General features: G+C 55.6%; 21 protein-coding genes and 3 tRNA genes. 14 read left to right on the forward strand and 10 right to left on the reverse strand.

What is annotated here, in order from left to right; all coding sequences use genetic code 11:
• Nucleotides 1-58: 58 nt before the first annotated feature.
• Nucleotides 59-1,504, forward strand: coding sequence for a metalloprotease TldD (gene tldD, locus ACN1CO_RS17165; protein WP_419140019.1), 1,446 nt, complete (start codon nt 59-61; stop codon nt 1,502-1,504).
• Between the two features lie 7 nt (nt 1,505-1,511).
• On the opposite strand, the gene ACN1CO_RS17170 is transcribed toward tldD, so the two are convergent.
• Nucleotides 1,512-1,670, reverse strand: coding sequence for a hypothetical protein (locus ACN1CO_RS17170; protein ID WP_419140020.1), 159 nt, complete (start codon nt 1,668-1,670; stop codon nt 1,512-1,514).
• 86 nt (nt 1,671-1,756) lie between these two features.
• On the reverse strand, nt 1,757-2,674 hold the full coding sequence (aaeR, locus tag ACN1CO_RS17175; protein WP_031592720.1) for an HTH-type transcriptional activator AaeR: 918 nt from the start codon (nt 2,672-2,674) through the stop codon (nt 1,757-1,759).
• Between the two features lie 232 nt (nt 2,675-2,906).
• Between aaeR and aaeX the strand changes: the two genes are divergently transcribed.
• The 5 genes from aaeX to ACN1CO_RS17200 all read left to right on the forward strand — a co-directional run bounded on the left by aaeX (nt 2,907) and on the right by ACN1CO_RS17200 (nt 7,904).
• A complete protein-coding gene (aaeX, locus tag ACN1CO_RS17180; RefSeq protein ID WP_003855277.1) occupies nt 2,907-3,110 on the forward strand; it encodes a p-hydroxybenzoic acid efflux pump operon protein AaeX in 204 nt (67 codons plus the stop codon).
• A gap of 7 nt (nt 3,111-3,117) precedes the next feature.
• Complete coding sequence (aaeA, locus tag ACN1CO_RS17185; RefSeq protein ID WP_419140021.1) at nt 3,118-4,050, forward strand: p-hydroxybenzoic acid efflux pump subunit AaeA; 933 nt, start codon at nt 3,118-3,120, stop codon at nt 4,048-4,050.
• Between the two features lie 9 nt (nt 4,051-4,059).
• Complete coding sequence (aaeB, locus tag ACN1CO_RS17190) at nt 4,060-6,012, forward strand: p-hydroxybenzoic acid efflux pump subunit AaeB (protein ID WP_419140022.1); 1,953 nt, start codon at nt 4,060-4,062, stop codon at nt 6,010-6,012.
• A gap of 113 nt (nt 6,013-6,125) precedes the next feature.
• Nucleotides 6,126-7,577, forward strand: coding sequence for an NAD-dependent succinate-semialdehyde dehydrogenase (locus ACN1CO_RS17195; RefSeq protein ID WP_419140023.1), 1,452 nt, complete (start codon nt 6,126-6,128; stop codon nt 7,575-7,577).
• 57 nt (nt 7,578-7,634) lie between these two features.
• Complete coding sequence (locus ACN1CO_RS17200; protein ID WP_419140024.1) at nt 7,635-7,904, forward strand: barstar family protein; 270 nt, start codon at nt 7,635-7,637, stop codon at nt 7,902-7,904.
• Nucleotides 7,905-7,969: 65 nt separating this feature from the next.
• Here the strand turns inward: ACN1CO_RS17200 and yhcN (ACN1CO_RS17205) are convergent, their stop codons facing one another.
• The 4 genes from yhcN (ACN1CO_RS17205) to argR all read right to left on the reverse strand — a co-directional run bounded on the left by yhcN (ACN1CO_RS17205) (nt 7,970) and on the right by argR (nt 9,891).
• On the reverse strand, nt 7,970-8,233 hold the full coding sequence (gene yhcN / locus ACN1CO_RS17205; RefSeq protein ID WP_419140025.1) for a peroxide/acid stress response protein YhcN: 264 nt from the start codon (nt 8,231-8,233) through the stop codon (nt 7,970-7,972).
• Between the two features lie 93 nt (nt 8,234-8,326).
• Nucleotides 8,327-8,593 carry a YdgH/BhsA/McbA-like domain containing protein gene (locus ACN1CO_RS17210; RefSeq protein WP_013359194.1) on the reverse strand — a complete coding sequence of 89 codons (267 nt, stop codon included), beginning with the start codon at nt 8,591-8,593 and terminating at the stop codon, nt 8,327-8,329.
• An 88-nt stretch (nt 8,594-8,681) separates the two neighbouring features.
• Entirely contained in the window at nt 8,682-8,945 is a 264-nt protein-coding gene (gene yhcN, locus ACN1CO_RS17215) for a peroxide/acid stress response protein YhcN (protein WP_419140026.1), read from the reverse strand.
• A gap of 475 nt (nt 8,946-9,420) precedes the next feature.
• Nucleotides 9,421-9,891 carry a transcriptional regulator ArgR gene (argR, locus tag ACN1CO_RS17220; RefSeq protein WP_009087485.1) on the reverse strand — a complete coding sequence of 157 codons (471 nt, stop codon included), beginning with the start codon at nt 9,889-9,891 and terminating at the stop codon, nt 9,421-9,423.
• A 440-nt stretch (nt 9,892-10,331) separates the two neighbouring features.
• Here argR and mdh point away from each other — a divergent pair, with 440 nt between their 5' ends.
• Entirely contained in the window at nt 10,332-11,270 is a 939-nt protein-coding gene (gene mdh, locus ACN1CO_RS17225) for a malate dehydrogenase (RefSeq protein ID WP_136197256.1), read from the forward strand.
• Nucleotides 11,271-11,319: 49 nt separating this feature from the next.
• On the opposite strand, the gene mscM is transcribed toward mdh, so the two are convergent.
• From mscM to rsgA, 3 genes are all read right to left on the reverse strand, one after another.
• Complete coding sequence (gene mscM / locus ACN1CO_RS17230; RefSeq protein WP_419140027.1) at nt 11,320-14,649, reverse strand: miniconductance mechanosensitive channel MscM; 3,330 nt, start codon at nt 14,647-14,649, stop codon at nt 11,320-11,322.
• Nucleotides 14,650-14,663: 14 nt separating this feature from the next.
• The gene (gene asd, locus ACN1CO_RS17235; RefSeq protein WP_419140028.1) at nt 14,664-15,563 is read right to left on the reverse strand and encodes an archaetidylserine decarboxylase; all 900 of its coding nucleotides are present in this window, start codon (nt 15,561-15,563) and stop codon (nt 14,664-14,666) included.
• Between the two features lie 171 nt (nt 15,564-15,734).
• Entirely contained in the window at nt 15,735-16,784 is a 1,050-nt protein-coding gene (gene rsgA / locus ACN1CO_RS17240; RefSeq protein WP_419140029.1) for a small ribosomal subunit biogenesis GTPase RsgA, read from the reverse strand.
• A 101-nt stretch (nt 16,785-16,885) separates the two neighbouring features.
• Here rsgA and orn point away from each other — a divergent pair, with 101 nt between their 5' ends.
• The 4 genes from orn to ACN1CO_RS17260 all read left to right on the forward strand — a co-directional run bounded on the left by orn (nt 16,886) and on the right by ACN1CO_RS17260 (nt 17,870).
• Entirely contained in the window at nt 16,886-17,434 is a 549-nt protein-coding gene (gene orn, locus ACN1CO_RS17245; protein ID WP_419140030.1) for an oligoribonuclease, read from the forward strand.
• 154 nt (nt 17,435-17,588) lie between these two features.
• Nucleotides 17,589-17,664: transfer RNA gene (locus ACN1CO_RS17250), tRNA-Gly, on the forward strand.
• Between the two features lie 28 nt (nt 17,665-17,692).
• Nucleotides 17,693-17,768 (forward strand) — tRNA-Gly (locus ACN1CO_RS17255).
• A gap of 26 nt (nt 17,769-17,794) precedes the next feature.
• Nucleotides 17,795-17,870: transfer RNA gene (locus ACN1CO_RS17260), tRNA-Gly, on the forward strand.
• Between the two features lie 350 nt (nt 17,871-18,220).
• Here the strand turns inward: ACN1CO_RS17260 and queG are convergent.
• Nucleotides 18,221-19,360: a tRNA epoxyqueuosine(34) reductase QueG gene (queG, locus tag ACN1CO_RS17265; RefSeq protein ID WP_419140031.1), complete on the reverse strand. Its 1,140-nt coding sequence runs from the start codon at nt 19,358-19,360 to the stop codon at nt 18,221-18,223.
• On the opposite strand from queG, the gene nnr reads away from it, so the two are divergent.
• Genes nnr through amiB form a run of 3 tightly spaced genes read left to right on the forward strand, consistent with a single transcriptional unit; the run spans nt 19,359 to nt 23,019 of the window.
• Entirely contained in the window at nt 19,359-20,879 is a 1,521-nt protein-coding gene (nnr, locus tag ACN1CO_RS17270; RefSeq protein WP_419140032.1) for a bifunctional ADP-dependent NAD(P)H-hydrate dehydratase/NAD(P)H-hydrate epimerase, read from the forward strand. The genes queG and nnr overlap by 2 nt on opposite strands.
• Nucleotides 20,876-21,352, forward strand: coding sequence for a tRNA (adenosine(37)-N6)-threonylcarbamoyltransferase complex ATPase subunit type 1 TsaE (gene tsaE, locus ACN1CO_RS17275; protein ID WP_419140033.1), 477 nt, complete (start codon nt 20,876-20,878; stop codon nt 21,350-21,352). The genes nnr and tsaE overlap by 4 nt, the downstream gene beginning before the upstream one ends.
• Nucleotides 21,349-23,019 (forward strand): N-acetylmuramoyl-L-alanine amidase AmiB, encoded by a 1,671-nt coding sequence (gene amiB, locus ACN1CO_RS17280; RefSeq protein ID WP_419140034.1) that lies wholly within the window; start codon nt 21,349-21,351, stop codon nt 23,017-23,019. Before tsaE ends, amiB begins: the two co-directional genes overlap by 4 nt.

Below are 23,019 nucleotides of genomic sequence, written 5' to 3' on the forward strand. Positions count from 1 at the left end.
CGCCGTACCGGAATTACCGCAGGCTATGATTATCTGAGCACATAATGAGTGAGAAACGATGACTCTGAACCTGGTAAGTGAGCAGTTACTGACTGCTAACGGCATTAATCAGCAGGACCTATTTTCCCTGTTAGGGCAGCTTTCAGAACGTCGTCTGGATTATGCCGATCTCTATTTTCAGTCCAGCTTTCACGAATCCTGGGTGCTGGAAGACAAAATTATAAAAGATGGCTCATACCATATCGATCAGGGTGTGGGCGTGCGCGCGGTCAGCGGTGAGAAAACCGGCTTCGCCTATGCAGACCAGATCACGCTGAATGCGCTGCGTCTCTCTTCTGAAGCGGCACGCAGCATTGTGCGTGAACAGGGCAATGGCAAGGCACACACGCTGTCTGCCGTGATGAACCGTTCGCTCTATTCGGCGGTCGATCCGCTGAGCAGCCTGACGCGTGAAGACAAAATTGCCCTGCTGCATCGCGTTGATAAAGTCGCCCGTGCGGCTGACCCGCGCGTACAGGAAGTGAATGCCAGCCTGACCGGTGTTTATGAGCAGGTACTGGTAGCCGCGACTGACGGCACGCTGGCGGCAGACGTTCGTCCGCTGGTTCGCCTCTCTATCAGCGTTCAGGTTGAAGACCAGGGCAAGCGTGAGCGCGGCGCAAGCGGCGGCGGTGCACGTACCGGTTATGCGTTCTTCCTTGAAGATGAAAATGGCGAAGTGCGCGCTGACGCCTGGGCGCGTGAAGCGGTGCGCATGGCGCTGGTTAATCTCTCTGCTGTGGCGGCACCTGCTGGCGCGTTGCCGGTGGTGCTGGGCGCGGGCTGGCCTGGCGTCCTGCTCCATGAAGCGGTCGGTCACGGTCTGGAAGGTGACTTCAACCGCCGTGGCACCTCGGTGTTCAGCGGTAAAATCGGTCAGCAAGTCGCGTCTGAACTCTGTACCGTGGTAGATGACGGCACCCTTGAAGGGCTGCGCGGTTCACTGGCGGTGGATGATGAAGGCGTTCCCGGCCAGTACAACATGCTGATTGAGAATGGTATGCTGAAAGGCTACATGCAGGACAAGCTGAACGCGCGTCTGATGGGCGTCAGCCCGACCGGTAACGGACGCCGTGAATCTTACGCGCATCTGCCGATGCCGCGCATGACCAACACTTATATGCTGGCAGGCAAATCATCGCCGCAGGATATTATTGAAAGTGTTGAGTACGGCATCTATGCGCCGAACTTTGGTGGTGGTCAGGTGGATATCACCTCCGGCAAATTTGTCTTCTCAACTTCAGAGGCTTATCTGATTGAGAACGGCAAAATCACCAAACCGGTCAAAGGTGCCACGCTGATTGGCTCCGGCATTGAAGCGATGCAGCAGATCTCGATGGTGGGTAATGACCTGGCGCTGGATAAAGGCGTGGGCGTCTGCGGTAAAGAGGGCCAGAGCCTGCCGGTCGGTGTCGGTCAGCCTACCCTGAAGCTGGATAAACTGACCATCGGCGGCACCGCCTGATGTGACCTTAACAACCCGCCGCCCGGCGGGTTGTCAGAATGCTGACAAATCCAAAGCCGGATGAACCTGGCAGCAATGCAATAGCTGAAAGCGCAGGGAACACGGGCAGAGGAGGAAAGCGTACCGCGCCACGGATGGCGCGGGCCGAGCGTGTCAGGGATGACATCTTTTGCGTCTTTCCGATCTGACCGTGTTCCCTTCGCTGGCTGGGTCTCACAGCTGGCCGGGGCAGATGTTGTCAACAATCTCTTGCTAGCTTTTACGGTGCTGCTGATACTGCTCGGCCACCTGTTCAAAATAGCCGGTCAGATAATCGATACAGACCTGCACCTTGAGCGGCAACTTATCTTTCTCGGTATAGAGCGCATAGACCGGACGCGGATCGGACTGATACTGCGGAAACAGAATATCGATCTCCCCTGCGGTGATCTCATCAATCACCCACATCATCGGCACATAGGCGATGCCATTGCCCGACTTCAGCCAGCGGATCAACGTCAGCGAATCATTGGTCACGAAACGTCCCTGCGGTGCCAGGCGGGTCACGAGGCCCTCCGGCGCAATCAGCTCGAAATTATTGTCGGGTCGAACGCTATATTCCAGCCAGGAAAAATTATCGATATCACCCGGCTTCTCCGGCGTGCCGTGCTGCGCCAGATAGCTTTTTGCGGCGCACACCACCATCGGCATTGCGCCAAGACGACGCGAAAAGAGGCTGGAGTCTTTTAATGCACCTACCCGAATCACCAGATCCAGACCATCCGCAATCAAATCCGGAGCCGGCACGCCGGTGACCAGATTCACACTCAGCCCAGGATATTCCCGCAGCATATCGCTGGTCATACCGGCTAACACGTTCTGCGCCATGGTCGAGGAGCTGCCAATTCGCAGTACGCCAATCGGCGTATTGTTAAACGCATAGAGCTGCTCATGCACCTGCGTCGCTTCCGCCAGCATACGACGGCAGCCCTGATAATAGATTTTACCCGCTTCGGTCAGTCCGATACTGCGGGTACTGCGATTCAGCAGCTTAACCTGCAATGCATCTTCCAGTTTCGCGACGATCTGGCTAATCGATGAGACGCTCAGATGAAGCTGACGCGCCGCAGCGGTAAATGAGCCCAGTTCAACCACTCTGGCAAAGACAGACATGCCTTTCAGTCGTTCCATTGTTTACTCTGGCTTAAAAGTGATTTAGATCACCTTCTGTAGAAAACTTATAGTCAGGCGCGTTATTATAAGCGCGCCGGGGTATTTCCCGGTGATTCTTCATTGCCTGATACCCTTCGATGATACGCTATTATTAAGCCAGCTGCGGTTCGGATAGCGCTGCCAGAGGGTTTTCCTGCGACATCTGAAAAGGCAACGAAGTATCCCGGCAAGGTCGAACTAAGGATTTGTGATGAGTGTGCTTCCGGTATTTGTCATGTTTGGGCTCTCTTTTCCGCCCGTTTTCATCGAACTTATTATTTCACTGATGCTGTTCTGGTTAGTGAAACGTGTGCTGACGCCGAGCGGTATCTACGATCTTGTCTGGCATCCGGCACTTTTTAATACAGCGCTTTACTGCTGTGTGTTTTACCTTGTCTCCCGTTTATTAGTCTGAGGTTGAAGTGAAAGCACTCATAAGAAAAATCGCGCGCTACGCGATCACTATCCTGCTGGTCATCATTGCTGTGGTCATCATCTTCCGCGCCTGGGTGTTCTATACCGAATCGCCCTGGACGCGTGATGCGCGTTTCGCGGCTGACGTGGTGGCGATCTCGCCGGATGTTACCGGCCTGATTACCGAGGTCCCGGTACACGACAACCAACTGGTGAAGAAGGGCGATACCCTGTTTGTCGTTGACCGGCCGCGCTACCAGAAAGCGCTCGATCAGGCTCAGGCGGATGTTGAATATTACCAGGCGCTGGTCAGTGAGAAACGTCGCGAAGCCGGACGCCGTAATCAGCTTGGCACCTCAGCAATGTCCCGCGAGGCGATTGAGCAATCCAACAACGATCTGCAAACCAGTGAGCATCAGCTGGCGAAATCGGTGGCGACACGCGATCTGGCTGCGATCGACCTTGAGCGCACCACCGTGAAAGCGCCTTCCGATGGCTGGGTCACTAACCTCAATGTTTACCAGGGCGAGTTTATTACCCGTGGTTCTGTGGCGGTGGCGCTGGTGCAGCAGCACTCTTTCTATGTGCTGGCTTACCTGGAAGAGACCAAACTGCATGGCGTGGAGAGGGGATTCCGCGCGGAAGTGACCCCACTCGGCAGCAATATTGTGTTGCGTGGCACCGTTGACAGCGTGGCGGCGGGCGTGACCAACAGCAGCAGCTCAGTCGACAGCAAAGGGATGGCGACGGTAGATTCCAACCTGGAGTGGGTCCGTCTGGCGCAGCGTGTGCCGGTCCGCATCCGGCTTGATCAGCAGCCCGGCAATCGCTTCCCGGCGGGTACCACGGCAACGGTGGTTATCACCGGTCAGGCCGATCGTCAGCCTGAGCATGTTTCACCGATGATCCGACTGTTTAATCGCCTGCGTGAGTTTGGTTAAGAGGGCGATATGATTCAGTTCCTGCGGTTCCCGGTAAAGCTCACCTTTGCGCTGGTGTTAGCGCTGATGGTCGGCTTTCATCTCAACCTTGAAACGCCACGCTGGGCGGTGATGACCGCCGGGATCGTGGCGGGCGGCACCGCGTTTGCGGCCGGTGGCGATCCCTATTCAGGGGCGCTGCGCTATCGCGGTGTGTTACGTATTATCGGGACATTTATCGGCTGTATCGCCGCGCTGACTATCATGATCGCCACCGTTCGTGCGCCGGTCGTAATGCTGCTGCTGTGCTGCATCTGGGCAGGACTCTGCGTCTGGCTCTCTTCGCTGATCAAGGTAGAGAACTCCTATGCGCTGGGACTGGCGGGCTACACCGCGCTGATTATTGTGGTGACGGCCAACGCCAGCGGCGGTCTGACGCTGGTGCCACAATATGCGGTAGAACGCTGCAGTGAAATCGTACTCGGGATTCTGTGCGCCATCCTGGCCGACATGATCTTCTCACCCCGTTCGATTAAAAAAGTGATCGATGCGGAGGTCGACTCACTGCTGGTGGCGCACTATCACCTGCTGCAACTCTGCGTCGCTCATGCGGACAAAGACGAGGTCGATAAAGCCTGGAGCGCGCTGGTACGGCGCACCACGGCACTGAACAGCATGCGCAGTCAGCTGATGATGGAATCGTCCCGCTGGAAGAACAGCAACCGCCGTTTGCAGATGCTCAATACCCTGTCGCTGACGCTGATTACGCAGGCTGCCGAAACCTTTCTGATCCAGAATTCCCGTCCTGATTATATTCCGCCCCAGTATCGGTTGATGGTTGAAAAGCCAGCCTCGACCATTGAAGAGGTGCATAAGCGGATGAAAGTGATGCGGCGGGTGATGGGTGCTTCGGGCAAAACAACGCCGGTCACGCTGGCCAGTTGGGTCGGCACCGCTACCGAATATCTGCTGCTGCTCAAAGGGATTAAAAGCAACAGCCGGATTACCTCGCTTGAAGAGGAAATTCTGCAGCGTGAAGTGGTAATTCAGGCGCGTTCCGCTGAAACCCATCATGCGATGATTAACGGAATCCGCACTTTTGTGGCTACCGCGCTGGGATCGCTGTTCTGGCTCTATACCGGCTGGACCTCAGGCAGCGGCTGCATGGTCATGCTGGCCGTCATCACCGCGCTGGCGATGCGTATGCCCAACCCGCTGATGATGGCGAAGGATTTTCTCTACGGCATGATCGTCGCGGTTCCGCTGGGTGCGCTCTACTTTATGTATGTTCTCCCCGGTACGCAGCAAAGCGCACTGCTGCTCTGCATCGCAATCGGCCTGCTGGGTTTTATCGGTGGCATCTTCATTCAGCGGCGTCAGCTCGGCACGCTCGGGGCGTTAATTGGCACCCTCAATGTGCTGGTTCTTGATAACCCGATGCAGTTCCGCTTTAACGTCTTCCTCGACAACGTGCTCGGTCAGGTTATCGGCTGCTTTGTGGCGATGATGGTCATCCTGCTGATTCGTGATAAATCAAAGGCGCGCACCGGACGCAAACTGCTGAATCGCTTTATGTATGCAGCGGTCTCGGCCATGACCACCAATCAGGCGCGTCGGCGTGAAAACCATCTGCCTGCGCTCTATCAGCAACTGTTTCTGCTGCTGAACCTGTTTCCGGGCGACATCAATAAGTATCGCATCGCACTAACACTTATCATCGGTCATCAGCGGTTACGCGACGCGGAAGTGCCGGTTAATGACGATCTCTCTGCTTATCATCGGCAGCTGCGCTACACCGCGGACCGGGTGATCTCCGCCAGCAGCGATGACAAGCGGCGTTACTACTTTGAACGCCTGCTGAAAGAACTCGATGTCTATCAGGAAAAACTGGCCCATTACGATGCGCCTGTCAGCGTAACGGAACCAGTAAAACGACTGGCGATGATGCTGGATAAGTACCAGAACACGCTCATCCAAATCTGAATCTGGCCGCTGCGACCTGTAGCGGCCTGCGCAATCCCCGCCCATCACAAAATCTGTCGCTTTTGCCAACTATACTCTCCTGACGGAAGAGCAAAACTGACAGGAGCGAATCAATGAAATCACTGCAAGAGAGCGAACTGTTCCAGACCGGCTATTTGGCCGACGGCCAGTGGCATCAGGCTGCCTCTACCTTTGACGTGACCAATCCGGCAACCGGTGAGGTGATTGCGCAGGTAGCAAAAGCCAGTAAAGCTGAAACGGAACAGGCTATCGCCGCCGCAGAACGTGCCTTTCCCGCCTGGCGTGCGCAGACCGCAAAAGCACGTGCTGAAATTCTCACTCGCTGGTACCAGCTGATCATTGAAAACAAGCGCTGGCTGGGACAGCTGATGACGACCGAACAGGGCAAGCCCCTGAAAGAGGCGGAAGGGGAAGTTGAGTACGCCGCCAGTTTCATTCAGTGGTTTGCCGAGCAGGCGAAACGGGCCAATGGTGAGATCATTCCGCCCGCAAAACCGGGTTCCCGTATTCTGGCAACCCGTGAGCCGATTGGCGTGGTGGCTGCCATCACGCCGTGGAATTTCCCGATGGCGATGCTGACCCGCAAACTGGGGCCAGCCCTGGCGGCGGGCTGCACCGGCATTATTAAACCCGCTAATAACACGCCGCTCTCCGCCTTTGCCCTGCTGGCGCTGGCGAAACAGGCGGGCGTGCCGGATGGCGTACTGAACGCGGTGGCGGGGGATACCCATGCCATCAGCGATGCGATCATGGCCAGCAAAGCAGTGCGTAAAATCTCGTTCACCGGCTCCACCCAGGTAGGCAAGCTGCTGATGCGTAATGCTGCCGAAACCATGAAAAAAGTGTCGATGGAATTAGGGGGGAATGCCCCGTACATCGTGTTCGACGATGCCGACATTGATGCCGCTGTACAGGGTGCGATTGCCAACAAATTCCGTAATGCAGGCCAGGTGTGCGTCAGCGTAAACCGGTTCTATATCCAGAATGCCATCTATAACCGTTTCACTCAGCAACTGGCTGCCGAAGTGAACAAGCTGAAGGTGGGCAACGGCATGGACGAAGGCGTGATTGTCGGACCATTGATTGAAGCGTCGGCGGTGGAAAAGGTTGAGCAGCACGTAAAAGATGCAGTAGCCAAAGGCGGCAAATTACTGGCGGGTGGCGAGCGACATGCGCTGGGCGGCAACTTCTGGCAGCCAACCGTCATTACCGAGGCGCACGAAGATATGCAGCTCGCGCAGGAAGAGACGTTTGGTCCGGTAGCCGCCTGCTTCCGTTTCGATGATGAAGAGGACGTGATCCGCCGGGCCAACAATACACCATTCGGCCTCGCTGCTTACTTTTACACCCAGAATCTGCAACGGGTGTTTCGTGTTTCAGCCGCGCTGGAAAGCGGCATGATCGGCATTAACGAGTGTGCTGTTTCCACTGAGCTGGCACCGTTTGGTGGCGTGAAAGAGTCGGGGCTGGGCCGCGAAGGTTCAGTACTCGGCATGGAAGAGTATCTGGAGGTCAAAACGCTGCACCTAGGCGGTTTGAGCTAACCGGGACACAGCCGGGCGGCAAAAGTCGCCCGCAGACGGAGCATGGGAGCCGTCAGCATGAAAATCGAGCGTTTTGATTTTAATGAAATTGTCGACCAGGCCCATTTCTTCCGCCAGTTCGCCGAGCGGTTTTCGCTGGAGGAGCGCCGTATCTGCGATCTGGATGGATTATGGGATGTGGTGACGGGCGATCTGTTACCGATGCCGCTGGAGATTGAGTTCGTCAATCTGGGCAGGGGACAGCGACGGCGCTATGGCGCACTGATTCTGTTATTTGATGAAGCGGAAGAGGAGCTGGAAGGCCGGCTGCACTTTAACGTCAGATAAAACGTCAGATGAAAAAAGGCCCCGGCGAGCGGGGCCAAAGGGTTCGTCATAAATCTGACGAGGAATTACTTATAAAGCTGTGCGGTGATGTGATAGTTATCACCGGTGCGCGCTTCAATCACTTTATAGGCGCTGGCACCCTGTTCATCGGCTTTCTGTGAAAGCTCAGCGCGGTAATCCATTGGTGCTCCCGCGGTTCCACTGATGCTTACGGTGCCCGCAGGCTGCAGGTTCTGCGTCTGATCGGCGGTTACCAGTTGTGCGGCTGATGCGCCGAACGCCATAACGGAAAGCAGACTGACTGTAGCGATGGTTGTTTTGATATTCATGATTATCTCCTCAATACAATCAACAACCTGCGGTTACTCATAGAGGCGGGTCGTCGATATTTGTTATGCGCCTTCAGGCGTCATCACGGTTAATTATTTATAAAGCTCAGCGGTAACATGCCAGGTGTTGTCCTGGTTGTTTTCGATGATGCGATAGTGGCTTGCGCCCTGTGCATCGGCTTTCTCTGACAGCACCTGACGAATATGCGTCTGGTCGCCGTTACGGCCACCAATGCTGATGGTCTGATTCATTGGCTGCAGACCCTGTGCCTGTTCATTAGATACCAGGCTTGCGGCGCTGGCGCCCACTGAGAACAGGGAGGCCAGGCTCAGTGCGGCAATCGCTAATTTCATTTTCATGGTCAACTCTCCTGAAGTTTTTGCTTTAGCTCTCCGGAGCGCAAAAGGCGCGTCAGACAGAGAGCCAATGGCATTATCGGGTTACGCCTTAGTTATAGAGTGCGGCGGTAGCGTGATAATTGCCGTTGTTGTAGGCCTCAATCACGCGATAGGCTTTTGCGCCCTGCTGATCGGCTTTGTCGCTGAGTTTCTGCCTGATATCCATTGGTGAACCCGATACGCCGCTGACACTGATGGTGCCGACAGCCTGCAGATCCTGAGCCTGAGAAGCATTGATAGATTCTGCGGCCACAGCACCAAATGAGAGGGCAGAGAGAATGCTCAGGGCAGCGATGGTAGTTTTTACGTTCATAGATATTTCCTCGTCGTCTATTTTTATCTTTCTAGTTAGTGTGATTTGCATCACGAAAAGAAGTATAGAACTAATAACGACAGAAATTAATACTCCGCTAATAATGTTTTTTTGTGATTCTTTATCCTTATGGCTACTTTTAATAACTTAACGTTATAAAAACTGCATGAAAAATAGCCTTTGGTCTGTTTTTAATCACAAAAACAGTGAGATAGATCACTTTAACGTTTAGTGCGAAACCAGGGGATATATCGGACTGGAGTTTGATCTGGATCCGGGTATTGGTGCCGGATCAGTGATGTAAAGCAGTGTAAAATAGCGCAAAAAGTGAAGCATAGTAAGCGATCTGACCAACGGTCAGGGGCATGAAAGCAGGCTTATTGCTCATTAAGTAGCAGGGTAGTGTGACGTAAAGCTATGGGAAGAGAGAACAAACTGACGACCTGGCGCGGGAGTGCAGGCCGTCAGTCAGCGATCAGAGTTCCTGTTCAAACAGGTTGAGGATCGCGCTGTGCAGCTGCTTAACCGTAAAGTCGCGCGCACGGGTGATAAAGATCGTGTCATCGCCAGCAATGGTGCCAAGAATCCCTTCTGACTTACCCAGTGAATCCAGCAGGCGTGCAATCAGCTGTGCTGCGCCCGGGCTGGTATGAATTACGACCAGCGCATCGTTGTAGTCGATATCCAGTACCAGGTTTTTCAACGGGCTGGTGGTGGTCGGCACACCCAGCTCAGCGGGCAGGCAATAGACCATCTCCATCTTGGCATTGCGGGTGCGCACTGCGCCAAACTTGGTCAGCATCCGCGAGACTTTGGACTGATTGATATTTTCAAAGCCCTCATCCTGAAGCGCCTGAACAATTTCGCCCTGGGAACTGAATTTTTCTTCTTTTAATAAGGCTTTAAAAGCCTTGATCAGATCGTCTTGTTTCGATGGGTTTCGCATAGGTTACCAATAAATAGAGAGAATAACCGCGCAGCCGCCTGCGGCAGAGTGGTGATTATGCATTTAAATGCATTTTTATGCAATCGGTCGATTGATGAGCAGGGTTCGGGCGGCTAGCGGGCGGCGATAATAACAAATAAATCCGCTCAGACCAAAACCCCCGTCACAGCCCCGGAAGGCGAAGGTTGCAAAGTTGTTATATTATTGGTGGTGTAGTAACAGAAGTAGTAACAGAAAACGCTCGTAGCCGTTCTCTGTCTGACGACGGCAAAGTTGTCGGTCATTCAGGCGCAATGATAAGTAACTTTTGAATCCGGCGATTAAGTGTGAAAACACGTAGAATTAACAGCGGATATTTATCATCGCCTGAGCAGTTGATTAAGGTCTGACACAGATAGAATTTCGGCCCATCTCTGCCCCACCTTAATAAGGAGTTAAGAATGAAAGTTGCCGTTCTCGGTGCCGCTGGCGGCATAGGCCAGGCGCTCGCACTTCTGCTCAAAACCCAGCTTCCCGCAGGTTCAGAACTCTCACTGTACGACATCGCGCCGGTTACGCCTGGCGTTGCCGTTGATCTCAGCCATATCCCGACTGCCGTTGCTATTGAGGGCTTCAGTGGAGAGGACGCGACACCCGCCTTGCAGGGTGCCGATGTGGTACTGATTTCTGCTGGTGTTGCACGTAAACCGGGTATGGATCGTGCTGACCTGTTTAACGTTAATGCGGGTATCGTGCGTAACCTGATTGAACAGGTTGCTACTACGGCACCTAAAGCATTGATTGGCGTTATTACCAACCCGGTCAATACCACCGTTGCCATTGCAGCAGAAGTGCTGAAAAAGCACGGCGTCTACGACAAAAATCGTCTGTTTGGCGTGACTACGCTGGATATCATTCGCGCCAATACCTTTGTGGCGGCGCTGAAAGGTAAGCAGCCTGATCAGGTTGAAGTTCCGGTGATTGGCGGCCACTCTGGCGTGACCATTCTGCCGCTGCTGTCGCAGGTTAAAGGCGTCAGCTTCAGCGAGCAGGAAGTTGCGGATCTGACCAAACGCATTCAGAACGCCGGTACCGAAGTGGTGGAAGCCAAAGCGGGTGGCGGATCGGCTACGCTGTCGATGGGCCAGGCGGCCGCACGATTCGGTCTGTCACTGGTTCGTGCGCTGAAAGGTGAGGCGAATGTGGTGGAGTGTGCTTACGTGGAAGGTGAGGGTGAACATGCCCGCTTCTTCTCGCAACCGCTGCTGCTGGGTAAAAACGGGATTGCTGAGCGCAAGCCGATTGGCACCCTCAGCGCTTTCGAACAGCAGGCGCTGTCAGGCATGCTGGATACGCTGAAGAAAGATATCGCCCAGGGTGAAGAGTTCGTTAAGCAGTAACTGACGGTTCAGACTTGCAATAACGCCCGGCCTTGCCGGGCGTTTTGCATTACAGGCCGCCAGATTTGTAGGCGCGGGCTGCGGGCGTACCGTTGCTGGCAGGCAGCTTCTTGCCCAGGGTCTCCATACGCATCTGGAACGGCGGGAATGGCATCTCAATACCGTGCTGATCAAATCCGCTCAGAATTAACTGATGCAGCTCGTGACGCAGCGGCATACGGTGTCCCATCTCAGCGGCATGCACACGGAGTTCAAACAACTGAATCCCCTGCTGCAAATCGACCAGGAAGGCTTCCGGTTGCGGCGTGTCCAGGACATAGCTGCAGCGTTCCGCCGCCTGAATCAGAATGGTGGTCACCTGTTCACTGCTGACTTTCGCCGGGGCCGGAATGGTCAGCACCACGCGCGTCACGGAATCGGACAGCGACCAGTTAATAAACTGCTCGGTGATAAAGGCCTTGTTCGGCACAATGATCTCTTTGCGGTCCCAGTCGGTAATGGTGGTCGCGCGGGTATTGATCCGCGTGATGCTGCCGGTCAGATCTCGGATCGTCACGGTATCACCGATACGAATCGGCTTTTCGAACAGGATAATCAGACCCGAGATAAAGTTGGCAAAAATCTCCTGCAAACCAAACCCCAGTCCCACACCCAGCGCGGCAACCAGCCACTGTAGCTTCGACCACTCAATACCAATCATTGAGAAACCAATCAGACCCCCAATCAGCAGCAGCAGATATTTGGTCAGGGTTGTGATGGCGTAACCGGTGCCGGGCGTCAGATTCAGATGCTGCAGCAGCGCCAGCTCTAGCAGCGCGGGCATATTGCGCACCAGCTGGGTAGTAATGATAAACACCAGAATGGCAATCAGCACCGACCCCAGGGTGATGGGCTGAATCGACTCCACGCCCTGCACGGACGTACTGACATCCCACAACTGAATATTCTCCAGGAAGCCAAAGGCCGAATGGATTTCTGACCACAGCACAATCACCGAGACCAGCGCGATCAGCATCAGGATAGAGCGAACCAGCCGCAGCGACTGCGCACTGATCGCATCCAGGTCAATCACCGGCTCTTCAATTTCAATCGCATCAGTGTTCAGAGAGCCTTGCTCTTTCTCTTCTTCACTGCGCGCACGGTTAGCCAGCATGTCGGCACGGCGCTGACGGGCGCGATCAAAGCCGAGACGGCGACGCTGAATCAGCATCCAGCGCCGGATAATGTGATAGATAACCAGCAACAGGAACCAGATGGCGACGGAGGTCTCCAGTCGCGCCAGCAGCGCCTGCGCGGTCGCCAGATAACCTACGGCGGAGGCGAGAGCAGCCATCAGCGGCATGGCGATCATCAGGTTCCACAGCATCCGGTTCACCATATTCTCGCCATTTCCCTCTTTATCGAGGTAGAGCGGAATGCCGGAACGTTTCAGACTCACGGTAACGATACTGATTGCCCCGCAGATCAGGATGAAACAGAGACGGCCCAGCGATGAGGAGAACTGCCGATCTTCCAGATTGCCAAAAGCTATCAGCAACATAATCAGCGGCACAATTAATCCGATGCTCAGCGAGTAGTAGCGCATGGCGCGTGCCACCCGGTTTTGCGGCCAGCGGAAATGCACAATGAACAGGCCGTTGGGACGGGCAAAGGCGGCGCTGATCATAAATGCCCACAGCAGCGGCAGCGTGGCGGTAATGCCATCGCCAATCGCTACGGCGATAGGGTAGGGCCATGCGTTCTGCAGGCCATAACCCAGCGTACCCCATAACACCGGCAGCGGCAGCGCCACCAGGATCGACCAGAACAGGGTACGGATGGTCAGGCGGAAACGATCCTGGGTCACCTTGCCGACCTTGCTGGCGGAGCGCTCGAGAAAAGCATTGAAGTGGCGGCGCGAGCTGATGCTGAAGCCGACCAGCAGTAACGCACCAATGATCGGCAGCACCGAGTTACGGCTGGTGAACATCATTGCCATCGCTTTGCCGAGTTGCCCCAGCGTATCCAGCGATAGCAGACGGGAAAGATCTTTGGCCAGATCCAGCGGATAACTTAAACCAATCGGATTGACATCGGCGGTCCAGAACAGATAGCGGTGCGTCGCCTCTTTGACTTCCGTCAGCGCATCCTGCAACTGCGTATTGCCGACCTTAAGCTTGGTAATCTCCAGAATCAGCGTGTCACAGCCGGAGATCAAAGAATTGAGCAGTTCGCGCTGTGTGCGTAGCTGCGCATCAAGAATACGTTTCTGATCTGCGGTTAAGGGCTGACCATCGGCCTGCCGTCCTTTACGCAGCGCATCCTGGCGCTCCAGCAGATCCTCATAATAGAGACGCTGCACGCGAAGCTGTGCCATCTCATTATCAATCTGCTGCGACTTCGGCATCTCCGGCAGGCGTGCGACCTGTGCCCGTAGTGCTTCGCCCAGCAGGTTAGAGGCGCCCAGCCACTGCGATTGCTCACGCAGGGTAGAGAGCGCCTGGCGGACCTGAATAATCTGGTTGGTGGCCAGTCGCTGCTGCGATGCCACCAGATCCATGCGCTGCGCCTGTTGATTCAGTGCAACCGAGAGTTCACGGTTAACCCGAAACTGATCGCTGATCTCAGGCGGCAGATCGCCACTGTTTTCCGCCAGTTGCTCGGTGCGGGCCAGTGCGACTTCCGCTTCACGTTGCCGCTGATCGTTGAGCTGGTTGCGCAGCGCCTGCAGATAGTTATCGAGCTGAGTCGCTTTACGCTGGTGGGCTTCAGCGCGCATCCGTGCCAGTTCCTGGCGGTTGTTGGCGGAGAGCTGTGCCAGCTCAAGTTCATCGACGAGTGCTTTATTCGCGGCGCTTTCCGCCTGACGTGCCGCCAGTTGCAGCTGGCCCTGCGGCGAACTGCTGCTGACGCCCTGCAACCGACGTTCACTCTCCGTCATCGCCCGGCGTGCTTCGGTCTGCTGCTGCGGCAACTGCGACAGAGAATCACTGATTTCCCGCGCCCGATCCTGCTCCTGCCGCGCCTGACGACCCTCTTCCAGCAACTGGCTGCTGACCTGCAGGATCTCCTGATCCAGCTCGGCGCTGCTCATGTTGTTGCGCACGGTTTTCCCGCTGTCACTCAGCGCGGCAATCTGCTGACGCAGTTCGCGCGCCAGACGCGGAAAGTCATCAATGACCTGCTGATATTGCGCCGCGCGTTCCAGCGATTCATCGCGTTCAGAGAGGAAGTTCAGGGCGGCTTCAATCGTCTGGATCTGCTCCGTCTGAGACGGTGAGCTTTTGGCCGATTTTACCTCTTCCAGCTGCTGTTTGAGCTGGCTGGCGTCAGGAAGGCTGGCCGCGAAGGCCGGGCTGCTGAGCCACAGGCTCAGCAGCAGGAGGAGAATCGAACGCACAGAGGACACTCAATTTAATCGACGATGACGTCGGAAATGTCTGTCGCGACCGGCAGCGCAATCGCCAGCGGTTGACCCAGACGGGTTTTGCTTTCGGCTTCCAGGCTTTCAGCCAGTTTGACGCGGCCCGGTGCGAACAGGTTGATGACGGTAGAGCCGAGTTTAAAGCGGCCCATTTCCTGACCTTTAAGCAGTACCACGGCGCCTTCATCATCCGCTGCCGGATAGTGCCAGCGCTTGATCACACCTTCACGCGGTGGCGTGATGGTGCCAGCCCAGACGGTTTCAATGCTGCCGACAATAGTCGCGCCGACAAGGATCTGTACCATCGGCCCGATATCGGTTTCGAAGTAGCAGATAACGCGCTCGTTACGGGCGAACAGGTTAGGAATATTACGTGCAGTCAGTGGGTTGACGGAGTAGAGGTCGCCAGGCACATAGATCATCTCGCGCAGGATGCCGTTGCACGGCATATGGACGCGGTGATAATCACGCGGTGCCAGATAGGTGGTGACGAACTCGCCATCAACAAACCGTGCCGCCATCTGCTCATCACCCGCCAGCAGCGCGTCAATGGTGTAGTAATGACCTTTAGCCTGGAAAATCTGGTCGCCTTCAATGTGTCCGAGCTGGCTGATAGCGCCATCTGCGGGCAGGGCGATAAGGCTGGCGTCAGCATCCACCGGGCGCGCATCGTCTTTCAGCGGACGGACAAAAAAGTCATTAAAGGTACGATAGCTGGCGGTATCGGGCTTCCGCGCTTCCGCCATGTCGACTTTGTAAAACCAGACAAAGATGTCAATGACCAGTTTGGTCAACCAACCACCGCGGCGACTGGCGCCCCAACCGGCAAGTTCAGTCAGCCATTTCTTCGGGAGAATATGATTCAAGCCGAGTTTTAAACGATCAAACACCTTAGCCTCCTGGCTATTTGTGGACGTAGTAAAAAAGGGGGCGAATTGTAGCAGCGCCCCGTTCAGATGGCGACTATACCCGATTTCCGGCACGCTGCACGGTCTGAACGCACCACTGGAATGGACGTCGCAAAATGCAACGGCTTATCTGTTCAGACGGGGTTATACCGATTAACTTTCACCATCAGGGAAATTTTTACGCGTTTTTACCTGCGCCATGCTCTCCAGGATACGGTGGTAGTTATCGAAACGGGAACGGTTGATTTTTCCCTGTTCGACCGCTTCACGAATGGCACAGCCAGGATCGCTGCCGTGTTTACAATCGCGGAATTTGCAATCGCCCAGGTATGCACGGAATTCGACAAACCCGCGGGTAACCTGTTCCGGCTCCAGATGCCACAAACCAAACTCTCGCACGCCAGGTGAATCGATCACGTCGCCGCCGTCCGGGAAGTGATACAGACGCGATGCGGTGGTTGTGTGCTGGCCTAAGCCTGAGCCATCCGACACTTCGTTGGTCAGAATCGCGACCTGCTCTTCTTTGTCGAAGCCGAGCAGGGCGTTCAGCAGACTCGACTTACCCACCCCGGACTGACCGGCAAAGATACTCACACGGTCGGTTAAGGCCGTTTTCAGATCGTCCAGGCCGTTTTTCGCCCGGCTGGAGACCATCACGACGCGATAGCCAATATCGCGATAGATATCCATCTGCTTATCGACAAAGGCGCGCGCCTTGTCATCCAGCAGATCGGTTTTGTTCAGTACGAGTAACGGTTCGATGTCCAGCGTTTCGCTGGCCACCAGATAGCGGTCGATGATATTCAGCGACAGTTCGGGCAGGATCGCCGACACGACGATGATCTGATCGATATTCGCCGCCATCGGCTTCACGCCGTCGTAAAAATCGGGGCGGGTTAACACGCTGGTGCGCTCATGCACCGCTTCAACAATGCCTTTGCCGCCGCTGGTGGCCGGACGCCACATCACCCGGTCGCCAGTCACCAGCGAACGGATAGTACGGCGGATATTGCAGCGGTGGGCGACGCCTGCGCTATCCTCAACATCAGCATGCATGCCAAAACGACTGACAACGACCCCATCTGCAGTTTCACCAAACAGGTTGTCATCCGCATCCGGACGCTCTCTGCGTTGGTTGAGACGGCGATCGTGGTTAGCGCTTACGCGACGTTGTTGGCCTTTCGACAGTTTATTTTTACTCACTCACCCTCACAGCATTAGCCAGATTTCGCCCGGCTGGGCAAAACGTCTATGATACACCTTATTCATCGTGAATGACGACTACAGCAACCGCAGGAAACAGCATGGCTACTGGAAATGAACAGAATCTGATCTGGATTGATCTTGAGATGACCGGACTTGATCCGACGCACGATCGCATTATTGAGATTGCGACCCTGGTGACTGACGCCAACCTGAACATTCTGGCGGAAGGGCCGGTCATGGCCGTTCATCAGTCCGATGCGCAGCTGGCGCTGATGGATGAGTGGAACGTCCGCACCCATACCAACAGCGGTCTGGTTGCGCGGGTGAAGGAGAGTAGGATTGACGACCGCGCAGCAGAGCTGGCGACCATTGAGTTCCTGAAACAGTGGGTTCCTGCCAACACATCGCCTATCTGTGGCAACAGCATCGGGCAGGATCGCCGCTTCCTGTTTAAGTACATGCCTGAGCTGGAAGCCTATTTCCACTATCGCTACCTGGATGTGAGTACTTTGAAAGAGCTGGCGCGTCGCTGGAAACCGGAGATCCTGCCTGGCTTCAAAAAAGGCGGCACGCACCAGGCGCTGGATGACATCCGTGAGTCTGTGGCGGAGCTGGCTTACTACCGCGAGCACTTTTTGCAGCTTTAGTGGGCTGCGGGTGCGCATGAAATCGCCAGTTTGCTGTTTTAATCAGCAAACGCGCGGAAAGCGAAAATTTTTGCTTTCAGACGCTTGCAGCAGCAACGATTTCTCGTATAATGCGCACCCCGTACCGGTGAAGAATTTATTAACGGTACAAGGCGCGGGAATAGCTCAGTTGGTAGAGCACGACCTTGCCAAGGTCGGGGTCGCGAGTTCGAGTCTCGTTTCCCGCTCCAGATTTAAAAAGCATGCAGTAACCTCTTTGCGGGAATAGCTCAGTTGGTAGAGCACGACCTTGCCAAGGTCGGGGTCGCGAGTTCGAGTCTCGTTTCCCGCTCCAGTTTTGATTAAGCAGTACCCTTCTATGCGGGAATAGCTCAGTTGGTAGAGCACGACCTTGCCAAGGTCGGGGTCGCGAGTTCGAGTCTCGTTTCCCGCTCCAGTTTTAACATCACCCTGTTTCAGTCCGTTATCCGGCTGTTTTACGTCGCGTGATTTTTGATTGCTTCCTGAAGGTTATCCACAGCACGATACCCCATCATCCGCGCCCGTTACGGCGATCTGTAAATTGTTTTTGAACAGAGTTATCCACAGCTTTGTGCTTTAACCGAAGCGATAGGCTCATTATTAAATAAACACAACTTTTACATAAGCTGTTGATATTTATATCTATGAAAATATTTCAATTTGTTATTTCACAGCGAAATCAGCGATGTTGCAGTTGAATGACAACAGCTTTTTATTTTTATTCACAGCATGTGGAAAACGATAATACGCGCCAGGGCTGGTCAATCACGCATCACGCGGCAAACCCTTCTCTACTGCACGAACCAGCCGCTTCTGCTGGGCAGGCTGCACTTCAACCACAAGTTGATCGCGTTTCTGCTGCTGCTGTGTGATTGCCCACAGAATATGTTCATCCAGGAGTTCGCTCTCACCCAGTCGCTGTTCCAGAACCTGAACAACTTCAGGCGACCAGGGCGCGTTACCCAGCGCGACGGCAATATTACGCAACCAGCGTAAATGACCAATTCGGCGAATCGCTGAGCCTTCAGTAATACGTAAAAACTTCGCTTCATCCCACTGAAACAGTTCGACCAGCTCCGGCGCATGTAACGCGGCTCGCGGTGAAAAGTCACTTTCGTCACTGAGTTGTCCATATCGATTCCACGGACAGATGAGCTGGCAGTCATCACAGCCATAAATCCGGTTGCCCATCAGCGGACGAAACGCTTCCGGAATAGCCCCTTCCAGCTCAATGGTGAGATAGGAGATACAGCGACGAGCATCAACGACGTAAGGCTCAACGATAGCGTTGGTGGGGCAGATGGTCATGCAGGCGACACAGCGACCACACTGCTCCTCCTGCGGGGTATCTAACGGCAGCGGAATATCGATCAGCAGTTCGCCGAGGAAAAACCACGAGCCAGCTTCCCGGTTCAGTATCAGCGAATGTTTGCCGGTCCAGCCGAGTCCGGCTTTGGCCGCCAGCGGTCGCTCAAGCAGCGGTGCTGAATCCACAAATGGGCGGAAATTTAGCTCGCTACAGTGCTGCTGGATCATTTCTCCGAGCTTTTTCAGTCGATTGCGCAATACTTTGTGGTAATCACGACCTAATGCATAACGGCTGACATAGCCCAGTTGGGGATTTTTCAGCGTGCTGGCAAAGGCGGCTTTGGCCGGAAGGTAGTTCATGCGAACGCTGATGACGCGCAGCGTGCCGGGTAGCAGCTCATGAGGACGCGCCCGCATCATGCCGTGTCGCGCCATCCACTCCATCTCGCCATGATACTGCTTGTCCAGCCACGCCTGCAGGCGCGGCTCTTCCGCACTGAGATCGGTATCAGTGATGCCGACCTGCTGAAAGCCGAGATCCAATCCCCACTGTTTAATCTGTTGTGCGAGCTGATGAAGATCGAGAGGGTATGACATGAGTGACCAGGATTCGAAGAAAAACAGCCGCAGTTTACCATATTCTGTCTGGCCTGCGCAGGCCGTGGCGCAGCTTGAGCAACAGGGAGCCGATACGCTCGGGATAACTCTGTATGAGCTGATGCTGCGCGCCGGACAGGCCGCTTACGAGCATCTGACTGCGTACTGGCCAGAAGCCAGTAACTGGCTGATTCTGTGCGGCCACGGTAACAACGGTGGCGATGGCTATGTGCTGGCGCGACTGGGTCAGGCGGCGGGCAAAACCGTTACGCTGCTGGCGTGCGAAAGTGAAAAAGCGTTGCCCGAAGAGGCTCAGCGCGCGCGGGACGCATGGCTGGATGCGGGCGGTGAAATTCATGCGGCCGATGCGGCCTGGCCAGAACAGATTGATGTGATTGTCGATGCGCTGCTGGGAACCGGCAGCAATCGTGCGCCCAAAGAACCCTATGCCACGCTAATCCAGCAGGCGAACGCCCATGCGGCACCGATACTCGCCATCGATATGCCTTCCGGCTTATCCGCCCGCAACGGGACCGCGCCTGGCGAGGTGATTAATGCCAGCCATACGCTGAGCGTGGTGGCACTGAAACCGGGCCAGATCACCGGCAAGGCACGAGACTATATCGGAAAGCTCTATTATGCCGATCTCGGACTGGCCGCTTTTCTGGCGGGCGAAGCGGCACCCATCGCGCGATACGATGCCAGTGCATTAACTCGCTGGCTAAAACCGCGTAAACCGACCTCGCACAAGGGTAGTCACGGTCGGCTACTGGTCGTCGGGGGCGATGCCGGTACCGCTGGCGCAGTGAGAATGACCGCAGAAGCCGCATTACGCAGCGGCAGTGGATTAGTGCGAGTACTTACTCACAAAGATAATATTATTCCGATTCTTACCGCCCGACCCGAAGTTATGGTCGATGAACTGACCGATGAACGGCTGACGGAGGCGCTGGAGTGGGCCGATGTTATCGCGATTGGGCCGGGTCTGGGTCAGCGTGAATGGGGAAAGCGGGCACTGAAGCAGGTCGCGGGCAGTGAAAAGCCGATGCTTTGGGACGCGGATGCGCTTAACCTGCTGGCAATCAGTGCTGAGAAACGTCAGAATCGCATTATTACGCCGCATCCTGGCGAAGCGGCGCGTTTGCTGAATATCGAGACCAGTGAAATTGAGAGTGACCGCTTACATGCAGCGCAGACATTGGCGCAGCGTTATGGTGGCGTGGTGGTCCTGAAAGGTGCCGGTACACTGATTGCCAGCGAGCAGGGCGAAATGGCTTTTGCGGACGTGGGCAATGCCGGTATGGCCTCTGGCGGTATGGGTGATCTCCTGAGTGGAATTATCGCCTCGCTGGTGGGTCAGAAACTGACGCTGTTTGATGCGGCCTGCGCTGGCTGCGTGGCTCATGGTGCAGCGGCCGATGCGGTGGCTGCAGAACGCGGTACCCGCGGTATGCTCGCAACTGATTTACTGGATCTGCTGTGGCAGTTTGTTAATCCTGAGATGAATAAAGAAGCATGAAGACCTGTGTTATCTCTTTGCCCGATGAGGCGGCTACGCTCAGTTTGGGCGCTCAGCTGGCGCGCGCCTGTGGCAGCGCGACAGTGATTTATCTCTATGGCGATCTGGGGGCGGGTAAAACCACCTTCAGCCGCGGCTTTCTGCAGGCGCTGGGCCATCAGGGTAACGTGAAAAGTCCCACTTACACCCTCGTTGAGCCTTACCAGCTCAACGACCGTACGCTCTATCACTTCGATCTCTATCGCCTTGCCGATCCCGAAGAGCTTGAGTTCATGGGTATCCGTGACTACTTCAGCGGCGACGCCATCTGTCTGGTGGAATGGCCGCAGCAGGGTGCCGGTTTCCTGCCGTCGCCCGACCTTACCTTAACGCTGCGTTATGTGGGCGAGGCGCGTGAGGCGGAGCTGACGGCACAATCCCCGTCGGGCCAGCAGTCGCTTGAACAATTTGGTCAGGGCAGGGATCAGGCATGATGTCACGGATGAAAATAGCGCTGGTATCTCTGTTGCTGCTGGTCTGTACGCCCCTTTTTGCCGCCACCCTGTCCGATATCAAAGTGGCCAATGGCGACAGTCAGGCCACCATCACCCTGAACTTTGCCGGACAGCCGGTCTATGCCTTCTTCCCTCTGCACAACCCGAATCGTGTAGTGCTTGATGTGCGCCAGAGCGGCGTAGTTCAGGGGCTGCCGCTTAACTTCAGCGGCGAAAATATCGTAAAGCGAATTCGTACCAGCACGCCTAAAGATAAACAGAGCGTGCGGCTGGTATTTGAACTGACACAGGCGGGTAAAACCCGGGCGGTCACCCAGCGCAACGGCAACAGCTACAGCGTGGTCTTCACCATTACCGGTAAGGCGCCTGTTATTACGCGCAGTGTGCCTGCACCGGTCACCGCCCCGAGGCCTGTGCCGACCCAGAGTGCCGACGCGGTTAACCCGTTTAATTCCAGTCCGGTGACATCCGTGACCAGCACCACCAGCACCGTGCGTCCCGGTAGTGCGGTCAGCCAGAATGACACCGTGATTGTGGCGATTGATGCCGGACATGGCGGCCAGGATCCGGGCGCTATCGGGCAACGCGGACTAAAAGAGAAGAACGTCACGATTGCGATTGCCCGTAAACTGCGGGTGCTGCTGAACAACGATCCGATGTTCAAAGGCGTGCTGACGCGTGATGGCGACTATTTTATCTCGGTCATGGGCCGCTCCGATGTAGCGCGCAAGGCCAATGCCAACGTGCTGGTCTCAATTCACGCTGACGCCGCGCCAAGCCATGCCGCGACCGGTGCCTCGGTCTGGGTATTATCCAACCGTCGCGCGAATAACGAGATGGCAAACTGGCTGGAGCAGAAAGAGAAACAGTCTGAGCTGCTGGGCGGCGCAGGAGACCTGCTGGCGAACAGTCAGGCCGACCCTTACCTCAGCCAGGCGGTACTGGACCTGCAGTTTGGGCACTCGCAGCGTGTGGGTTATGACATCGCCCAGAAAGTGTTGCAGCAGCTGCGCGGCGTAACGTCGCTACATAAACGTCTGCCCGAGCATGCCAGCCTTGGCGTGCTGCGTTCACCGGATATTCCTTCTTTGCTGGTGGAAACCGGCTTTATCAGTAATTCCTCGGAGGAGCGACTGCTTGGCAGTAGCGCACACCAGGATAAGATTGCGCAGTCGATCTACAGAGGTCTGCGCACTTATTTCCTGGCGCACCCGCTACAATCCATCCCAAAGGAGGAAAACCGGCCGCTGGGCTCGTCGCCAGTGGTCAGCGTAGCCAGTAACCCGGCGACCGGCGTGACGCAATATACCGGTGTAACCCAGCGTCATACGGTGGCGCGCGGTGAGACACTCTCCGGCATTGCTGCGAAGTATGGCGTCAGCATGGACACCCTGCGTGACATGAACACCTTGAAGCGGGATGTGGTCTGGGTCGGGCAGCGGCTGAAAGTGCCGGCCAGTGCGGCTGCCAGTCGTACCACGCGCGCTGCGCCACGCGGTATGGTGCGCCATAAAGTTGTGGTCGGTGATTCACTGACCGGCATTGCCGCCCACTACGGCGTCAGCCCGAAAGCGATAATGCAGACCAATAATCTGAAGTCGACCAACGTCATGTTGGGACAGAACCTGAAAATTCCTGCATCCTGA

Origin of the sequence: Pantoea sp. R13S299 (genome assembly GCF_048515925.1) — a bacterium.
GTDB lineage: Bacteria > Pseudomonadota > Gammaproteobacteria > Enterobacterales > Enterobacteriaceae > Pantoea.